The organism is Paracoccus sp. PARArs4, from assembly GCF_947311865.1.
GTDB lineage: Bacteria > Pseudomonadota > Alphaproteobacteria > Rhodobacterales > Rhodobacteraceae > Paracoccus > Paracoccus zeaxanthinifaciens.
Genome location: NZ_CAMZMW010000005.1, coordinates 14,516 through 31,199, shown reverse-complemented (window position 1 = coordinate 31,199; position 16,684 = coordinate 14,516). Strand labels below are relative to the sequence as shown.

Genomic DNA, 16,684 nt, shown 5'->3' with positions numbered 1-16,684 from the left:
GACACGATCCGCATTTTGTTGCCGTTGACAACTGAAAGGCCGCCTCGAAGCCGACTTTCGAAAGAGCGCCGTAGCCGCGGTGCGGCTTCCCAAAAGCTAGGCTACGGACCAACAGCGCTAGAAGCTGCGAACACGATGGACTACAGGCCCAGCATGCAATAGCTATTCGACCGGACCATAAAAATGAGGTCAAAATACGCTCGCCGTTGCGAATTCATACTTCACAACGCCTTTGAGTGGGTCGCAATCTTCGCGACAAAGACCTCGGAACGAAGAAGTTTAGAATGACAGAGTGTCCGATTTGGAACCCCGCAACTGGCATTACTGATCTCGATGCCGATCGTGCCCAACTTAGCGCGTCGGAAATACCGGGTATTAAGGCGGTGTGGACAGATCAACGAAAGCGATTGAAGGGCTCCGCCCAGCTGTCTGATTTCACCGAAAAGCTGAGCCGGGAGTGGGCCATCGAGACCGGCGTCATTGAAAACCTCTATGAGATCGAACGGGGCGTTACCCAGACACTTATCGAGCGTGGCTTTCAGGCTGAACTTCTGAGCCATGGCTCGACCAACAAGCCACGCGAGTATGTGATCCAGCTGCTGCGCGACCAGAAGGATGCGCTGGATGGGGTGTTCGATTTCGTGAAAAGCGACCGCGCCCTTTCCGCGTCCTACATCAAGGAACTGCACGCCGTGCTTCTGCGAAGCCAGGATACGACAGAGGGTCTGGACGCGCAGGGACGACATGTTGACGTGCCTTTGATAAAGGGGGCTTGGAAGAGGCAAGCAAACTACCCGGTGCGCGACGGCATCACATTCACTTACTGCCCTCCCGAGCACGTCGGCTCCGAAATGGATCAGTTGATCAAGATGCATGCGGAACATGTGGCGAAGTCTGTGCCAAGCGAGGTTCAGGCAGCTTGGCTGCATCATCGCTTCTCCCAGATCCATCCCTTCCAGGATGGCAACGGGCGTGTTGCGCGCGCGATCGCCTCACTGGTCTTGGTAAAGGACGGATTGTTCCCGCTGGTCGTAACACGGGATGACAAGCCAACCTACCTGGATGCGCTGGAAGCGGCGGACTCGGGCAATTTGAAACCGTTGATCGATCTGATCGCCAAATTGCAGATAAGCCAGTTCCGGAAGGCTTCAGCAATTTCTGAATCTCTATTGGTCGAGGAAGATGTCCAGGCCGCGCTCGGAGGTCTACTCAAAGCCGCCGACAAGGTTGCCGCAGACCAGCTTGCCGCGCTGAGGGGGGTTTTCGATCTTGCTCACATCCTCGAAGACGATCTTAGCGACCGGCTTGCTGGGATTGCGCCCACTGTCGCAACTGCGCTTCAACGAGTGAGCGATGGAGCGACGGCCTTCGTTACAAAGTCCAATTCGGAGACGGACCACTACTTCCGAGCGCAGATCATCGACAATGCAAAGAACCACATAGGTTACTTCGCCGATACCGGTGAATACAGATCATGGGTCGCTCTCAACATGCGGTGGTCGCGCCGCGGTCAGCTCGTGTTCGCGAATCATGGGATTGGCAGGCCATTCAACGGAAGCCTCATTTGCGCGCCATTCCTTGAGTTCAAGGACACTGACGAAGAGGGGCAAATGCGGGCCACCTTGGCGCCGCTCGCGGAGGAGGGCTTCGTCTTTTTCTACAACGAGGATCGAGAGCGGCTGCTGTCCCGCTTCAGGCCTTGGCGCGAGAGTGTGCTCAAGGTAGCTCTCAAAGAACTGACTCAGAATTTGTAGATCCAGCATCAACCTGGCCATCGACGTCAAGGATAAAACTGATTCAATTTGCCGCGCTGGTGGGCCCCCACTCCTGTACTGGTAGCGGCTAGCTGCTTTGGCAAAGAGTTGCGACTTCACTGCTGCATATGTGTTTCGGTCTTATCTCAACCCGATGTAGGGTGCTTGTTTGTCGCGAAGCGCCGACAGCCGCCGTTCGGGCAATCGCGGCGAATTCACCCCTTGTCCGCTTTGCCGCCATTTGACGGGCTGATCCTATCGGATCGTGGCACCAACATGCCCGGCGAGCCGATAGACCCTGCCCCTCTCGGCGACCTTCTCTGACGCCACCTCCAGCCCCAGCTTCTTCTTCAGCGAGCCGGAAATCGCACCCCGGATACTATGCGCCTGCCAGCCCGTCGCCTCTGCGATCTCCACGATACTCGCACCCTCGGGCGCCCACAGCATGGCGATCAACTGCGCCTGTTTCGTGCCGGGGCGCTGGGCGGCGGCGATGGCCTCGGGCTTGGCGTCCCGCAATCCGGCCATGGTCCTGACCACGACCGGATCGATCCCGATGGCGTCCAGCCCGGCCTCGGTCGCGATCAACGTGGTGCCATGTCCATCGCCGGTCTCACGCCAGAGCGGTTCGTTGCGGCGGATGTTGACCTCGACCTCTTCGATCCAGCCGAGCTTGATCATCCGGCCGATGGCCATCTTCGCCGCAGCGCCATGCAGTCCCTCCGGCAGCGGAAGGGCGAGGTTGCCCGGCCGGGCGCTGGCGCGGGTCATGATCAGGGACTGCGTCTCGGTGAGTATCGTCATGGAAAGCTCCGTGGATTGCCGCCGCAGGCTGCGGTCGGCTTCTACGGAGCGTTCGCCCGGCTTACGCGGCCCCACTGGGGCCACGGTCCGGGCTCACCCCCGCATCGCGCGGGGCGCAGCAAGTGGCGAAGGCCAGCCCGTCAGGCGGCGTGTTCGCCCTCACCGAAGGCAAAATCGCTGATCTGCTTCAGAAGATGGGCCTGATATTCGAGACTGCCAAGGTCGCTCAAGTTCAACCGCTCCGGGTCGGCACCGAAATGATCCTCGCTGAAGCCCTGCAACCGGGCCAGCATGGCGTCGATTTCCGCCTTTTTCGCGATGAAGGCAGCGAGGGCGGCGTCATTGTTGCGGGCGGTCTGGCGGGTCATCTCAGTCTCCGGAGCAGCGTTTCGTTGATGCAGCATCGCTCTGCGGAACCGCGAAGTGTAGAGAATTCGGAGCAATAACCGTGCTTTATGATGCACATCACCATCATCTTCGGACGGGTCTGCCATGCAGGGTATGAGCGAACGGGCCTATGCGGCCCATGCAGGAATTTCGCGCGGGGCGATCCAGAAGGCGCGGAAAAGCGGTCGGCTGGTTTTGTTCGCCGACGGCTCCATCGACGCTGCGGCATCTGACGCAAGGCGCGCGGCCACGACAGACCCGGATCAGCAGAACCGGTCCAAGGGTGGCACGGCGCGACAGGCTACGGCACCGGGCAGACCGACCCGCCTCGACACCAATCTCGCGGCCCCGTCGATCTCCGGTCCTGGCGACAGTTCCTCCTATCTGAAGGCCCGGACGGCGCTGACGGTCTATCAGGCGCAGGAGCGTCAGATCGCCATCCAGAAGAAGAAGGGCGTGCTGGTCGACAGGGCGCGGGCCGAGACGCTGGTGTTTCGCCTCGCCCGGCAGGAGCGCGATGCCTGGGTGACATGGCCCGCGCGCGTTGCCGCGATCATGGCGGCAGAGCTCTCGGCCGAGATGGTAAAAACCACCGGGGAAGCAATGAGCATCGGCACCGGGGTGCTGCAGAGGGTGCTGGAAACCCATGTCCGAGACCAGCTTGCCGCCCTCGCCGACCTCAAGGTTTCTCTTGAATGATGACGATGGAAGCGATGATCACAGCCCCGACCTGAGTTTCGACGGCGCCGAGGACATGTTGCGCGCCTGGTCGCGCGGCATCCGGCCAGATCCCGATCTGACGGTTTCGGAATGGGCGGACAAACACCGCTTGCTCAGCTCGCGCGCGGCAGCCGAGCCCGGTCGCTATCGCACCGCACGGACGCCCTATCTGCGCGAGATCATGGATGCGCTCTCGCCTGGCCATCCGGCGCAGCGGATCAGCTTCATGAAGGCCGCGCAGGTCGGCGCGACCGAGGCCGGGAACAACTGGATCGGTTTTGTGATCCACCACGCGCCGGGGCCGATGCTGGCGGTGCTGCCAACCGTCGAGTTGGCGAAACGCGCCTCGCGCGGGCGGCTCGATCCGCTGATTGCGGATTCGCCCGCGCTCAGGGAACGGGTCAGCCCCGCCCGGTCGCGGGATGCCGGGAATTCGATGCTGTCCAAGGAATTCCCGGGCGGCATTCTGGTCCTGACTGGCGCCAATAGCGCGACCGGGCTGCGCTCGATGCCCGCGCGCTACCTGTTTCTCGACGAGATCGACGCCTATCCGCCCTCGGCGGACGAAGAGGGCGATCCGGTGACGCTGGCCGAGGCGCGCAGCACGACCTTCGCGCATCGCCGAAAGGTATTTCTGGTCTCGACGCCGACCATCCGGGGGCTCAGCCGGATCGAACAGGAATTCGAAGCGAGCGATCAGCGGCGCTATTTCGTGCCCTGCCCGCATTGCGGGGCGATGCAATGGCTGGAATTCGAACGCCTGCGCTGGGAAAAGGGTCGGCCCGAGACCGCCGCCTATGCCTGCAACGCTTGCGATACGCTGATCGCCGAGCATCACAAGACCGCCATGCTGGAAGCTGGCGAATGGCGCGCGACGGCGATTGCAACTGACCCGCATCATGTCGGCTATCACCTCTCGGCGCTTTATTCGCCCATCGGCTGGAAGAGCTGGGAGCAGATCGCCCGGGAATGGCTGGCGGCGCAGGGCAATGACGAGATGCTGCGCGCAGCCCGCAACACGCTCTTGGGCGAGACCTGGGTCGAACGCGGCGAGGCGCCGGAATGGCAGCGGTTGGCCGACCGCTGCGAGGTGTTTGGTGCCCAGATCCCTGAGGGTGGACTGTTCCTGACCGCTGGGGCCGATATCCAGAAGGACCGGATCGAGGTCGATATCTGGGCCTGGGGTCGCGGGCTGCAGAGCTGGCTCATCGATCACATCGTCATCCCGGGCGGGCCGGACAGTCCGGCGGCATGGGCGGAACTGACGAAGCTGCTCTGCCGCACATGGCAGCATGCCAATGGGGCGGTGATGCCGATTGCAAAGCTGGCCGTGGATACCGGCTATGAGGCGGCTGCGGTTTACGCCTGGGCGCGAGCGCAGGGGTTCGATCAGGTCGCACCCGTCAAAGGGCTCGAGGGCTTCAACCGGGCGACGCCAGTCTCGGGGCCGACCTTTGTCGATGCGACGGTGGGCGGAAAGCGCCTGCGGCGTGGTGCCCGGCTCTGGTCGGTCGCCACGGCCACCTTCAAGATCGAGACCTATCGCTTTCTGCGGCTGGAACGGCCGACAGACGAAGAGCGTGCGGCGGGTCTACCCGATCCGCCGGGCATGATCCATCTGCCGGACTGGGCCGACAGCGAATGGCTGAAGCAGCTGGTGGCCGAGCAGCTGGTCACGGTCCGCAACAAGCGCGGCTATGCCCGTCAGGAATGGCAGAAGCTGCGCGAACGCAACGAGGCGCTCGACACCCGCGTCTATGCCCGCGCCGCCGCCTGGGTCATGGGCGCGGATCGCTGGGACGAGCGGATGTGGCGGCAGCTGGAGGATCAGGCCGGGGTCGCGGCACCCGAGACAGTAACCAGCGATACCGCCGAACCCATAGCGGACCCGCCTGCCCGTCAGGCGGGCACGCCGCCAACCACACCGCGCCGCAAGAGGCAGACTTACACACCGCGTTTCATGAGGTGAGGGATGGAGACCGAACGGATGCAGGCGCTTCTGAGTGCCCTGCAAGAGGCCCGGTTCAGCGGGCTGCGCAGCGTCAGCTATGACGGCAAGACCCTGACCTATGGTTCCGACACGGAACTGGCAGCCGCGATCAGCGATCTGGAAGCCCGCATTGCCCGGGCATCCGGCACCAGCCGCCGTCGGCGCTGGGGCACCGTGGCCACGAAAGGGCTCTGATCCATGGCATTCGACGGCATCCGCCAGCGCCTCGGCGCGATCATCGGCGGGTTCGATGCGGCGCAGTCGCACCGCCGCCTGCGCGGATTCCGGGCCAGCCGCGCCCACGTGAACACGCTGATCGCGGGCGCGGGCGAGACCATCACGGCTCGGGCCCGCTGGCTGGCGCGGAACAATGGCTATGCCTCGGGTGCCGTGGAAGCTTTCGCCAGCAATGTCGTCGGCGACGGGATCAAACCATCATCCTCCATCGCCGATGCCGCCCAGAAGGAAGCCCTGCAAAAACTCTGGCTCGGCTGGACCGACGAAGCCGATGCCGAGGGTCTGACCGATTTCTACGGGTTGCAACGCCGCGCCGCCCGAGAACTGTTTCTGGCGGGCGAGGTGTTTCTACGACTGCGACCACGCCGACCCGAAGACGGGCTTTCGGTGCCGCTGCAGCTGCAGATGCTGCCCTCGGAGATGCTGCCGATGGATCTGAACCGGGAACTGCCGGGCGGCGGGTCTATCCGTCAGGGCATCGAATTCGACGGCATCGGGCGACGCGTCGCCTATCACTTCCTGCGCCGCCATCCGGGCGATCTGACCGATCCCGGCCTCGTCGGCGAAACGGTGCGCGTGCCGGCCTCCGAGGTGATCCACATCCTCGATCCGGTCGAGGCCGGTCAGTTGCGCGGGGTGTCGCGGTTTGCACCCGCGATTGTGAAGCTGTTCACGCTGGATCTCTATGACGATGCTGAGCTGGAGCGGAAGAAGACGGCGGCGATGTTCGCGATGTTCATCACCTCGCCCGCCCCGGAAACCCCACTGGAACCGGCGGAAGAGGATCTGGAAGTCGAACCCGGTCAGGTGGTCCGCCTCGATCCGGGCGAGGATGTTTCGACCCCCGCCACGCCAGACTCGGGGTCCACCTATGAGCCCTTCCAGTACCGCACGCTCCTGCAGATCGCGGCGGCGCTGGGCATCCCCTACCCCTATCTGACCGGCGATGCCGCGCGCGGCAACTTTTCCAACACCCGCGTGGCGCTGCTGGATTTCCGGCGGCGGGTCTCGGCGATCCAGCACAGCGTCATCGTTCATCAGCTCTGCCGCCCAATCTGGCAGCGCTGGCTGGACCTGGCGGTGCTGTCCGGTGCCATCGACCTTCCGGGCTATGATCGCGACAGGCGCAGCTTTCAGGCGGTCAACTGGCTGCCGACGCGCTGGGACTGGGTCGATCCGATGAAGGACGCCTCGGCCGAGATCCTGCAGATCGAGGCCGGGCTCAAATCCCGCAGCCAAGCGATCTCCGAGCGCGGCTACGACGCCGAGCAGGTCGACCGCGAGATCGCGGCCGAACGCAAACGCGAGGCGGCGCTGGGCCTCGATTTCCGCCGCCCCGGCTCACCCGCGCAGGGACCGAAGAGTGAGGCCGGGCCCGAGGAAGACGATCCGGCTGGTGATCGTAGCGATGACGACCCGGATGCTGATGACACCGACGATGACGACGCCAAGCTTCGGGAGGACCGCTGATGCATCATGCCCAGATCGCCCAGCGGGCCTTCGACACGCCGCTGATGATTGCCCCCGCCAAGGCGCTGGCGTTTCTCTCCGGCCTCGGGCCGCGCATCACCGGGCAGGAGATCAGCTTTGACAGTGTGACCATCGCCGAGCCCGATCTGTCGGCCGCGCGACAAGCTGCCCGCGTCTCGTTGATCGGCGGCGATCTTGTCGGGCGGCATGGCGATGATGCAGATTCACCCTTCCCGGTGATCGACGGTGTGGCGGTGATCGCCATTGCCGGAACGCTGGTCCATCGCGGCGCCTGGATCGGCCAGAGCTCGGGCCTCACCTCCTACGAGGGGCTTGCGGCCCAGATCGACGCGGCGGTTCATGACCCCGCCATTCGCGGCATCGCGCTGGAAATCGACAGCTTTGGCGGCGAGGTCGCCGGGGTCTTCGATCTCGCCGATCGCATCCGTGCCGCGCGGACCAAAAAACCGGTGCACGCCTTTCTCGCCGAGCATGCGCTGTCGGCGGGCTATGCGCTTGCCTCGCAGGCGGATCGTATCACCCTGCCCCGCACCGGGGCGGCGGGCAGTATCGGTGTCATCACCATGCACACCGACATGTCCGGCATGCTGGCCCAGAAGGGCGTGGCGGTGACACTGATCCATGCTGGCGCGCGGAAAGGTGACGGCAATCCCTATGCCGCACTGCCCGAAGCTATCCGCAACCGGCTGCAGGCCGAGCTGGAGGATCTGCGGATGCTCTTCGCGGAAACCGTCGCCGCCGGGCGTGGCAACCGGCTCGGCACGAACGCCGCACTGGCCACCGAAGCCGCGATCTACCGCGGTGCGGCTGCCGTCGAGGCCGGTCTCGCCGATGCCGTGGCCGATCCCCGCACCGCGTTCCGCGCCTTTGCCAACAGTCTCGGCTGCCCGGCAATGCCGGTCGCTCGCACGCCGCAGCGCCAAACCCTTTCACCACCCCACCCCAAGCAGGAGATGATCATGACTGATCAGACGGATGAAGATGCCCGGACACCGGACCAGCAAGAGCCGAACGCCGCCGCGCCCGGTGCAGAGGCCACGCCGACGGCACAGGAACCGCCCGCGCCCGGCGCCGCACCGGTCGATGCCACCGCCGATGCCATCCGCACTGAGGCCGCCGAAGTGGCCTCGATCTGCGCCCAGGCGGCAAAGCTGGGCGTCGCCCTGGACGCCGCCGATGCGGTCCGGCGTGGAGTGAATCCCGATGCCCTGCGCGGCCAGATCCTAGACAGCCTTGCTGCCAAGAGCGACGCCAGCGGCATTCTGGCCAGCGCGCCCACGCCCACAAACAAGCCGAGCCCGCTCGTGGCGGCCGCCCGCAAATCCGCCGACAGCGCCCAGCGCTGATCGCCTGATACCTTCCGGAGACCCCAATGCCCGTCCTGACCCAGCCGCCCTCCATGGGCGATGCGCTCAAATATGAGCTGAACCCCAACTATACCCGCGAGACCATCATCTTGGCCGAGGGCACGGAATACCCGGCCGGTGCGGTTCTGGGCCGCATCACCACCAGCGGCCAGTACACCTTCGCCAGCCATGACGGCAGTGATGGGGCCGAGGAGGCCGCTGGCATTCTGCTCTATCCGGTCGATACCCGCCTGTCTGAAGCCACCGGCATCCTGCTGGCGCGGGGCCCGGCGATCCTGTCGCGTGACGCGCTCTTCTACGATGGCAGCGTCGATGACGCGGCCAAGATCGCTGCCAAGCACGCGGAACTGACCGCGCTGGGCATCGTCATCCGCGACAGCGCCTGACCGGCGGCTGCGGCAACAGCGCCCCCTCTCTCATCCTTCCTCCCGACAAGGTTTCCCCATGACCATCATCCGCAATCCCTTCGATGCCGGCGGCTATTCGCTGGCCGAGATGACGCAGGCCATCAATATCCTGCCGAACCTCTATACCCGCCTCGGCGAACTGGGTCTCTTCCGCTTCGAGGGCGTCTCCCAGCGCAGCGTCATCATCGAACAGATCGAAGGCGTGTTGAACCTTCTGCCCTCGGTGCCGCTGGGCGGTCCCGCCACCGTCGGCTCGCGCGAGGGCCGCGCCATGCGCAGCTTTGCCCTGCCCTGGATCCCGCATGACGATGTGATCCTGCCCGCTGATATTCAGGGTGTGCCCGCCATTGGCGCGATTGACGAGGCCGACCCGCTGGTTGCGGTGATGACCCGAAAACTGACCCTGATGCGCCGCAAGCATGCCCAGACCCGCGAATATATGGAGATGAACGCGTTGCGCGGCATCGTGAAGGATGGCGCGGGCACTACCCTCTACAACTATTTTACCGAGTTCGGCATCGCCCAGATCTCGGTAGATTTCGTGCTTGGCACGGCCGGCACGAACATTCAGGGCAAGGTCCGCGAGGTGCTGCGCGCCGTCGAGGACAATCTCTTGGGCGAAAGCATGTCGGGCGTGCATGCCCTGGTCAGCCGCGAATTCTTCGACAAGCTGATCTCGCACCCCAAAACGGAGGAAGCCTACAAGTTCTACGCCGCGACCGGCGCCCAGCCGCTCAGGCAGGATGTGCGTCGCAACTTCCCCTTCGCCGGCATCCTCTTCGAGGAATATGCGGCTGCAGTGACGCTCTCGACCAAGGCGTCGGAGCGCCTGATCCCGGCAAACGAAGGCATCGCCTTCCCGACCGGCACCATGGACACGTTTACGACCTATGGCGGACCGGCGAACCTGCTGGAAACCGCCAATACCATCGGCCTGCCGCTCTATGCCCGCCAGCATCTCGACCCGAAAGGCCGCTGGATCGATCTGATGACCGAGGCCTCGATCTTGCCGGTCAACAAGCGGCCGCGCCTCGCCATCCGGCTGTACAGCTCGAACTGATCGACCATGAACGCTTTTGCCGCCGCCATGGATCGCATTTTCGGCCATCCCGATATGGGCATCTCCGCTGTCTGGATCGCGGCGGGCACATCGGAGGAGCGCCCGATCCGCCTCATCCGACGCGCGCCGGACCGGATCACCGAATTCGGATCGGCGCAGATCCTGTCCGAGACCCTCACCGCCGATATCCGGATCAGCGATCTCCCCGCCCCCCGGTCGGGCGATCTGATCGTCATCGGCGCCGAGAGCTTTGCGATCCAAGGCGAGCCCATCCGCGACCGCGACCGGCTGATCTGGACCGTAGAACTGCTGCCGGCATGAGGTTGAAGCTCGACATCGATCCCGATCTCTTCGCGATGATGCAGGCCGAGATCGAGGCCGGCGAAAAAGCCGTGACTGGCGCCATGCGCGAAGCTGGCCTGGGCCTGAAAACCGCATGGCGCGGGCAGATCACCGGGGCTGGGCTCGGACGGCGGCTGGCATATTCGATCCGCAATGCCACCTATCCGAAAGCGGGCGAGAGCCTGAACGCAACTGCACTGGTCTGGTCCAAGGCGCCGGTGATTGTTGGCGCCCATAATGCCGGACCACTGATCCGCTCCCGCGACGGCTTCTGGCTGGCAATCCCGCTTGAGCCCGCCGGAAAATCCCTGCGCGGCGGGCGCATCACCCCCAGCGAATGGGAGCGCCGGACCGGGCTGCGGCTGCGCTTCGTCTATCGCAGGCCCGGGCCGAGCTTGCTGGTCGCCGAAGGGCGGCTGAATACCAAGGGACGGGCTGTGGCGTCACGGTCAAAGACCGGTCGCGGCCGCGTAACCGTGCCGATCTTCCTGTTGGTGCCGCAGGTCAGGCTGCCCAAGCGGCTGGATCTGACACGGGATGCGGAGCGGGCGGCCGACGCGGTGCCCGGGAGGATCGTGGGAAAGTGGGTTGAGAGACGGTGAAGGAGCGCAACCGAGCCAGAATCCGTCGCCGCAGCAGTTTGGCGGAACAATACCCAGCCAGCATTCCTGTTGCGTCCAGCGCCAGCGGCGCTACAAACTGGGATAATGAACCAACAGACGCCCATTCATGAATTCGTTGGGGTTGGCCTTTACTCGGTGGCCGACGCAGCGAAGCTCCTGAAGGCACCGCCGCGAAACTTGCGGCGGTGGTTGGGTGGCTATGACTACAGGCGAGACGATGAAATCCGGCATGTGCCGCCACTCTGGACGCCGGACATTCCCAAGCTCGACGATGACATCGAGCTGAGTTTCCGCGATCTGATTGAGCTCCGCTTCGTGAGAGCTTTCCTTGAAAAGGGAATCGGACTGAAGGCCGTTCGCAACTGCTTGGACTATGCCCGGCAATGCATCGAAACTGACCGACCGTTTTCGTCAGGGCGCTTCAGAACCGATGGCAGGACCATCTTTCTGGAAAGTCTCGAAGCTGCAGGCGAGCCTAAATTGCTTGACCTCAAGGAAAAGCAGTATGTTTTCAAGCAGGTCGTCGAGCAGAGCTTCAAGGATCTGGACCTCGAAGGCGACATTGTCGCGAGGTGGCGGCCGTATCGCGGCAAGGACAGTATCGTTGTCGATCCGACCCGATCATTCGGTCAACCGGTGGCTGCAGCTTCGGGCGTGCCAACCATCGTGCTGGCTGACGCCGTGAAGGCCGAGGGCTCCGTCGCACGCGTCGCGGCATTGTATGAAGTCGACAAATCCGTCGTTCAGGATGCTGTCAGGTTCCATGAGGAGCTGTTGGCCGCTTGAAGGTGATGGTTGATGAAAACCTCCCCCCGGCCATGGCGAAGGCGCTCTCAGCCCTTTTCGCAGGAACGCACGAAATCATCCATCTGAGGGACAAGTTTGGCCCTGCGGTAAAAGATACCGAATGGATTGCCGCGCTTCATTCAGAGGGTCATTGGATCATCATCTCCGCAGATCGACGGATTGCTAAGAACAAAGCCGAACAACAGGCATTCAAAGGATCCAAGCTGGTCGGCTTCTTCTTTGCATCTGGACTGCAGAAGGCAAAACTGACCAAGCAGATGGAGCGGCTGATGGCCCTCTGGGAAACGATTGAGAAGCAGGCAGAACTGGTCGGCGGCGGTGCAATGTTCGAGATCCCAATGAAGAGCACCAAGCTCAACCAGATCTGATTGCCGGTTGCGGCACGCCGCACCGGTCTGGCTCTGCTTTCAAGTCGAGAAAACTCCAACAGGTTTTTCGGCAACCTTATCCATTATAGGCCAAAGAAATGCCGACCCTCCGCGAAACCATCCTTAGCGCGTTGCAGGCGCGTCTTTCAACGCTGCCCGCAACTGCCCTGCGCGGCGACGTCCTGCCTGAACGCGTGCCCCTTGAGGGCCTGCTGATCCTGCGTGACGGCGAACCGGACGAACCCGAGGTGACACTGTCGCCGCTGACCTATCACTACCAGCACCGCGCCGAGATCGAGGCTGTCGTGCAGGGCGCCGACCGTGATGCGTCCTTTGACGCCCTCTGCGCCAGCATCGGAACGGCAATCGCCGCCGACCGCACGCTGGGCGGGTTCTGCGACTGGGTCGAGGCGGAAGCACCGCGCCCGGTCGATCTGCCCGTCGAGGGCGCGGCCAGCCTGAAGGCAGCGGTGATCCCCATCATCCTGCATTACACCACCGCCGACCCGCTCGGCTGACCTACCCTAAAATCAGGAGAACACGATGGCACGAGCCCAAGGGGCGCGGGCGCAGATGTCGCTTGCGTTCGAGACCGTCTATGGCACGCCGCCTGCGGGCGGTTATACCAAAATGCCGTTTGCCAGCACCACGCTCGGGGCCGAACAGCCGCTTCTGAACTCCGAACTGTTGGGCTACGGTCGCGATCCGCTGGCGCCGATCAAGGATGCGGTAACGGCCGATGGCGATGTGGTCGTGCCCATCGATGCGGAAGCCTTCGGCTTCTGGCTGAAGGCAGCGTTCGGAGACCCGGTCACCACCGGCACCGGACCGTGGACGCATGAATTCCGCTCGGGCGCCTGGTCCCTGCCCAGCCTCTCCATCGAGACCGACATGCCCGAGGTGCCGCGCTATGCGATCTATTCCGGCTGCGTGCTGGATCAGCTCAACTGGCAAATGCAGCGCTCCGGTCTGTTGACCGCCACGGCCCGGCTGGTCGCGCAGGGCGAGACCATTGGGACCGTCAGCAGCGCCGGCACGCCCGCCAACATCGATCTGAAGCGCTTCGGCCATTTCAACGGATCGATCACCCGCAACGGCGCGGCGCTGGGCAATGTCGTCTCGGCCCAGATCACCTATGCCAACAATCTCGACCGGATCGAGACCATCCGCGCCGATGGCCGCATCGATGGCGCCGATCCGTCCATTGCGGCCCTGACCGGCTCCATTGAGGTCAGGTTCGCCGACAGCACGCTGGTGACCCAAGCCATCACTGGCGATCCCTGCGCGCTGGAATTTTCCTATGCCCTGCCCTCGGGGGAGAGCTTCAGTTTCACCGTCCATGCCGTCTACCTGCCTCGCCCCCGGATCGAGATTTCCGGGCCGCAAGGCGTGCAGGCCACATTCGACTGGCAGGCCGCGCGCGACAGCATCTTGGGCCGCATGTGCACCGCCACCCTGATCAACGACCGCGAGGAATACTGAGACCATGCTGACACTCGACTTGAGCAATGAACCGCGCTGGCACGATCTGGCGCTCGGCGTCCGGGTGCAGCTGCGTCCGCTAACCACCGCCCTGATGGTCGCCACCCGTAGCGATCCGGATGTCGCGGCGGTTCCCGAAGCAACCAGCGACGAAGAGCGTGCTCTGATCTTCGCCAAGGCACTGGCCCGCCGCGCGGTGCTGGACTGGGAAGGCGTCGGCGATGCCGCGGGCAATGTCATCGACCCCAGCCCCGATGCCATCAATGCCCTGCTGAATGTCTGGCCGATCTTCGAGGCGTTCCAGTTGGTCTATGTCTCAAGGGGCCTGCTGCTGGAACAGGAAAAAAACGTCTCCGCGCCCTCGCCGAGTGGTCCCTCGGTGGGGGCGACAGCTACTGCGCGGCCTGTACGCAATGCTGCGAAGACTGCCCGACGCGGCAAAACCAGCCGCTGACTTATGAGGGCTGGCAGGTCTGGGATTTGGTCGGGCGGCTTGGCGGTCAACTGCGTGTGCTGCCGGGCGCGGTGATCGGCTGGGATCTGACTGCCGCGCTGGGTCTGGCGGCGGCGCTGGGCATCCGCGCCCCAGCGGCGGCAGAACTGCTGCCCATCATCGAAGCGGTGATGGTCCGGAAGATAAACGAACAGATGGAACGATGACATGGCCGAGAAACGTGTGAGCGTCCGCCTCGCGGCGGTGGGCGGGCGGCAGGTGCGCGCCGAGCTGGAAGGTGTCGGCGAGGCCGGGTCACGCGGCTTCGGGCGGCTGTCGCGCGAGATGGAGGCGGCGAATGCCCGCATGGCCGGGTTCACGCGGAAGGTCGGTGTCGCTGCTGCCGCTGCAGTTGCCGCCGCCACGGCCGCTGGCGTCGCCATGGTCCGGTCGGGTCTCCAGACGGTGGATGCGCAGGCCAAGCTCGCCCAATCTCTCGGCACAACCGTCGCATCAATCCAGACGCTGGAACGTGCGGGCGAACTCGCCGGCGTGTCGATGTCCGGGATCGAGCAGGCGACCAAGGATCTAACGCGGCGGCTGAGCCAGGCAGCGGCAGGCGGCGGTCCAGCGGCGGAGGCGCTGGCGCATCTGGGCCTCACGGCAGGCGAGTTGCTGGCCCTGCCCCTGGACCAGCGCGTCGGCTCGATCAATGCCGCCATCGAAGCCTTCGTGCCGGTCGCACAGCGCGCCGCCGTCGCGGGACAGCTCTTCGGCGAGGAAGGCTCCATCGCCATGGCGCGGATCGACACCGCGACGCTGCGCCAGGCGACGGAAGATGTCCGGGCTTTCGGGGTCGTGGTCTCGGAACAGGATGCCGACAGGATCGAGCGCACGAATGACGCGATCTCGCGGCTCGGACTGGTCTGGCGGGGCCTGTCGAACCAGCTGGCGGTTGCCGCAGCGCCCGCGCTGGAAGCTGTCGCCGATGCCATGGCGGCGCTGGCCAGCCGCACTGGCCCGCTTGGCATGGCGATCTCTGGCCTCTTCGACCAGATCGGAAGGCTGTCCACCTATGCGGCCAGTTTCGCCGCGTTCATGGCCGGCCGCTGGGTGGCAGGTCTGGCAGCGGCCGCGCTTTCGGTCCGGGGTCTCGCGACAGCGCTGGTGGTTCTGCGCGGCGCGCTAATCCGCACTGGCATCGGCGCCCTGATCGTCGGAGCGGGCGAGCTGATCTATCAGTTCACGAAGCTGGTCAGGGGCGCAGGCGGCTTTGGCCATGCCATGGCGCTGATGGGCGATGTGGCCAAGGCCGTCTGGGAAGGCATCAAGACCACCGCCTTGTCCTTCGCCGACGATTTCCGGGCCATGCAATCGGAGATCGAGGCGATCTGGACCCGGCTGATGGCCTTCCTTGCCGGGAAATGGGCGGATTTTCTCGGCATGATTGGCCCAACCTTCAACAAGGTGGCCGAAGAGATCGGCTCCGACACCCGGATCGATGTGTTCGAGGCGCTGGGCCGGGCCTCGATGCTGGAGCATTCGGCCAGCAATGCCGGTCACATGGCGGGTCGCTACCGCGACCGGGCCAGTTCCAGCCGGGCTTCCGCCTTCGATGGCGTCGGCCCGGCCATGGATGCCCTGCGCGCGGCAATGTCGGGCGGCGAAGATGATGCCGGTGGCGCGGCGCTGGACGTGGCGACAGAAGCTGCCGGGCGCTATGAGGATGCACTGGGCGATGTCGAAACAGCCGCCACCGGCGCGGGTGCTGCCGCAAAGGACGCCGGGGCCGCAGGCAAAGCGGCGGCGGAAGAGGTCAGGCCAGCGACCGAGGCCACGGCCACCGGCTGGAAAGCCGTGACAGAGGCGCTGTCGGACTATGCGAAGAAAGCCAAAGACATCGGTGCCGATATCGGCCAGGCGCTGGTCAGCGCGTTCCAGAGTGCGGAGAGTGCGGTCGGGGAATTCGTGAAGACCGGCAAGCTCGACTTTCGCGATCTGGTCACCTCGCTGCTAGCCGACCTGTCAAAACTGGCCGCGCGACGCTTCCTGCTGGGGCCGATTGCCAATGCCCTTTCCGGCGCGCTGGGCGGCGCGGGCGGGATTTTCGCCAGCATCATGCACGCGGGCGGCATGGTTGGCGCCACGGGTCCAGGCCGCATGGTCCCGGCACTCGCCTTCGCAGGCGCACCACGCATGCATAGCGGTGGCATGGTCGGGCTGCGTCATGACGAAGTGCCCGCGATCCTCCAGCGCGGCGAACGGGTGCTGTCGCGCCGCGAGGCGCAGGATTACGGCAAGGGCATCGCCGTCAACATCAACGCCCGCGACGCAGAAAGCTTCCGGCAATCCCGCACCCAGATCGGCGCCGACATTGCCCGTGCCGTCTCGCTGGGCCGACGCGGATTATGA

The 16,684-nt window shown here is 64.5% G+C and carries 19 protein-coding genes; 17 read left to right on the top strand and 2 right to left on the bottom strand.

Annotated features, from left to right (window positions below; all coding sequences use genetic code 11):
- The first annotated feature begins 284 nt into the window (after positions 1-284).
- Entirely contained in the window at positions 285-1,754 is a 1,470-nt protein-coding gene (locus QMZ16_RS05400; protein ID WP_282602436.1) for a Fic family protein, read from the top strand.
- 255 nt (positions 1,755-2,009) lie between these two features.
- On the opposite strand, the gene QMZ16_RS05395 is transcribed toward QMZ16_RS05400, so the two are convergent.
- Positions 2,010-2,558 (bottom strand): DUF3489 domain-containing protein, encoded by a 549-nt coding sequence (locus tag QMZ16_RS05395; RefSeq protein ID WP_282602435.1) that lies wholly within the window; start codon positions 2,556-2,558, stop codon positions 2,010-2,012.
- A 140-nt stretch (positions 2,559-2,698) separates the two neighbouring features.
- Complete coding sequence (locus tag QMZ16_RS05390) at positions 2,699-2,926, bottom strand: hypothetical protein (protein ID WP_282602434.1); 228 nt, start codon at positions 2,924-2,926, stop codon at positions 2,699-2,701.
- A gap of 124 nt (positions 2,927-3,050) precedes the next feature.
- On the opposite strand from QMZ16_RS05390, the gene QMZ16_RS05385 reads away from it, so the two are divergent.
- The 16 genes from QMZ16_RS05385 (at position 3,051) to QMZ16_RS05310 (ending at position 16,684) form a co-directional block, all read left to right on the top strand.
- Positions 3,051-3,644, top strand: a complete 594-nt coding sequence (locus tag QMZ16_RS05385) for a hypothetical protein (RefSeq protein ID WP_282602433.1) — start codon at positions 3,051-3,053, stop codon at positions 3,642-3,644.
- Entirely contained in the window at positions 3,592-5,634 is a 2,043-nt protein-coding gene (locus QMZ16_RS05380) for a phage terminase large subunit family protein (RefSeq protein ID WP_282602432.1), read from the top strand. Before QMZ16_RS05385 ends, QMZ16_RS05380 begins: the two co-directional genes overlap by 53 nt.
- Before the next feature lie 3 nt (positions 5,635-5,637).
- Positions 5,638-5,850: a hypothetical protein gene (locus QMZ16_RS05375; protein WP_282602431.1), complete on the top strand. Its 213-nt coding sequence runs from the start codon at positions 5,638-5,640 to the stop codon at positions 5,848-5,850.
- Between the two features lie 3 nt (positions 5,851-5,853).
- Positions 5,854-7,362, top strand: coding sequence for a phage portal protein (locus tag QMZ16_RS05370; RefSeq protein ID WP_282602430.1), 1,509 nt, complete (start codon positions 5,854-5,856; stop codon positions 7,360-7,362).
- A complete protein-coding gene (locus tag QMZ16_RS05365; protein WP_282602429.1) occupies positions 7,362-8,729 on the top strand; it encodes a S49 family peptidase in 1,368 nt (455 codons plus the stop codon). The genes QMZ16_RS05370 and QMZ16_RS05365 overlap by 1 nt, the downstream gene beginning before the upstream one ends.
- A 26-nt stretch (positions 8,730-8,755) precedes the next feature.
- The gene (locus tag QMZ16_RS05360; RefSeq protein WP_282602428.1) at positions 8,756-9,136 is read left to right on the top strand and encodes a head decoration protein; all 381 of its coding nucleotides are present in this window, start codon (positions 8,756-8,758) and stop codon (positions 9,134-9,136) included.
- A 58-nt stretch (positions 9,137-9,194) separates the two neighbouring features.
- Positions 9,195-10,217 (top strand): major capsid protein, encoded by a 1,023-nt coding sequence (locus QMZ16_RS05355; RefSeq protein WP_282602427.1) that lies wholly within the window; start codon positions 9,195-9,197, stop codon positions 10,215-10,217.
- A 6-nt stretch (positions 10,218-10,223) separates the two neighbouring features.
- Complete coding sequence (locus QMZ16_RS05350; protein WP_282602426.1) at positions 10,224-10,538, top strand: hypothetical protein; 315 nt, start codon at positions 10,224-10,226, stop codon at positions 10,536-10,538.
- A complete protein-coding gene (locus tag QMZ16_RS05345; RefSeq protein WP_282602425.1) occupies positions 10,535-11,161 on the top strand; it encodes a DUF6441 family protein in 627 nt (208 codons plus the stop codon). The genes QMZ16_RS05350 and QMZ16_RS05345 overlap by 4 nt, the downstream gene beginning before the upstream one ends.
- Before the next feature lie 105 nt (positions 11,162-11,266).
- A complete protein-coding gene (locus QMZ16_RS05340) occupies positions 11,267-11,968 on the top strand; it encodes a hypothetical protein (RefSeq protein WP_282602424.1) in 702 nt (233 codons plus the stop codon).
- 5 nt (positions 11,969-11,973) lie between these two features.
- Positions 11,974-12,357, top strand: coding sequence for a hypothetical protein (locus QMZ16_RS05335; RefSeq protein ID WP_282602423.1), 384 nt, complete (start codon positions 11,974-11,976; stop codon positions 12,355-12,357).
- Positions 12,358-12,455: 98 nt separating this feature from the next.
- Positions 12,456-12,875, top strand: coding sequence for an acyl-CoA transferase (locus tag QMZ16_RS05330; protein WP_282602422.1), 420 nt, complete (start codon positions 12,456-12,458; stop codon positions 12,873-12,875).
- A 25-nt stretch (positions 12,876-12,900) separates the two neighbouring features.
- A complete protein-coding gene (locus tag QMZ16_RS05325) occupies positions 12,901-13,839 on the top strand; it encodes a phage tail tube protein (protein WP_282602421.1) in 939 nt (312 codons plus the stop codon).
- A gap of 4 nt (positions 13,840-13,843) precedes the next feature.
- On the top strand, positions 13,844-14,293 hold the full coding sequence (locus QMZ16_RS05320) for a hypothetical protein (RefSeq protein WP_282602420.1): 450 nt from the start codon (positions 13,844-13,846) through the stop codon (positions 14,291-14,293).
- Between the two features lie 26 nt (positions 14,294-14,319).
- Entirely contained in the window at positions 14,320-14,499 is a 180-nt protein-coding gene (locus QMZ16_RS05315) for a hypothetical protein (protein ID WP_282602419.1), read from the top strand.
- A 1-nt stretch (position 14,500) separates the two neighbouring features.
- Positions 14,501-16,684, top strand: coding sequence for a phage tail tape measure C-terminal domain-containing protein (locus QMZ16_RS05310; protein ID WP_282602418.1), 2,184 nt, complete (start codon positions 14,501-14,503; stop codon positions 16,682-16,684).

Bases quoted from the DNA above. Each gene is read 5' to 3' on its own strand.
- QMZ16_RS05320 (WP_282602420.1), top strand. From the start codon at position 13,844: ATGCTGACACTCGACTTGAGCAATGAACCGCGCTGGCACGATCTGGCG.
- QMZ16_RS05330 (WP_282602422.1), top strand. From the start codon at position 12,456: ATGCCGACCCTCCGCGAAACCATCCTTAGCGCGTTGCAGGCGCGTCTT.
- QMZ16_RS05375 (WP_282602431.1), top strand. From the start codon at position 5,638: ATGGAGACCGAACGGATGCAGGCGCTTCTGAGTGCCCTGCAAGAGGCC.
- QMZ16_RS05390 (WP_282602434.1), bottom strand. From the start codon at position 2,926: ATGACCCGCCAGACCGCCCGCAACAATGACGCCGCCCTCGCTGCCTTC.
- QMZ16_RS05385 (WP_282602433.1), top strand. From the start codon at position 3,051: ATGCAGGGTATGAGCGAACGGGCCTATGCGGCCCATGCAGGAATTTCG.
- QMZ16_RS05360 (WP_282602428.1), top strand. From the start codon at position 8,756: ATGCCCGTCCTGACCCAGCCGCCCTCCATGGGCGATGCGCTCAAATAT.
- QMZ16_RS05380 (WP_282602432.1), top strand. From the start codon at position 3,592: ATGTCCGAGACCAGCTTGCCGCCCTCGCCGACCTCAAGGTTTCTCTTG.
- QMZ16_RS05395 (WP_282602435.1), bottom strand. From the start codon at position 2,558: ATGACGATACTCACCGAGACGCAGTCCCTGATCATGACCCGCGCCAGC.
- QMZ16_RS05345 (WP_282602425.1), top strand. From the start codon at position 10,535: ATGAGGTTGAAGCTCGACATCGATCCCGATCTCTTCGCGATGATGCAG.
- QMZ16_RS05310 (WP_282602418.1), top strand. From the start codon at position 14,501: ATGGCCGAGAAACGTGTGAGCGTCCGCCTCGCGGCGGTGGGCGGGCGG.
- QMZ16_RS05355 (WP_282602427.1), top strand. From the start codon at position 9,195: ATGACCATCATCCGCAATCCCTTCGATGCCGGCGGCTATTCGCTGGCC.
- QMZ16_RS05335 (WP_282602423.1), top strand. From the start codon at position 11,974: ATGGTTGATGAAAACCTCCCCCCGGCCATGGCGAAGGCGCTCTCAGCC.
- QMZ16_RS05400 (WP_282602436.1), top strand. From the start codon at position 285: ATGACAGAGTGTCCGATTTGGAACCCCGCAACTGGCATTACTGATCTC.
- QMZ16_RS05370 (WP_282602430.1), top strand. From the start codon at position 5,854: ATGGCATTCGACGGCATCCGCCAGCGCCTCGGCGCGATCATCGGCGGG.
- QMZ16_RS05340 (WP_282602424.1), top strand. From the start codon at position 11,267: ATGAACCAACAGACGCCCATTCATGAATTCGTTGGGGTTGGCCTTTAC.
- QMZ16_RS05350 (WP_282602426.1), top strand. From the start codon at position 10,224: ATGAACGCTTTTGCCGCCGCCATGGATCGCATTTTCGGCCATCCCGAT.
- QMZ16_RS05365 (WP_282602429.1), top strand. From the start codon at position 7,362: ATGCATCATGCCCAGATCGCCCAGCGGGCCTTCGACACGCCGCTGATG.
- QMZ16_RS05325 (WP_282602421.1), top strand. From the start codon at position 12,901: ATGGCACGAGCCCAAGGGGCGCGGGCGCAGATGTCGCTTGCGTTCGAG.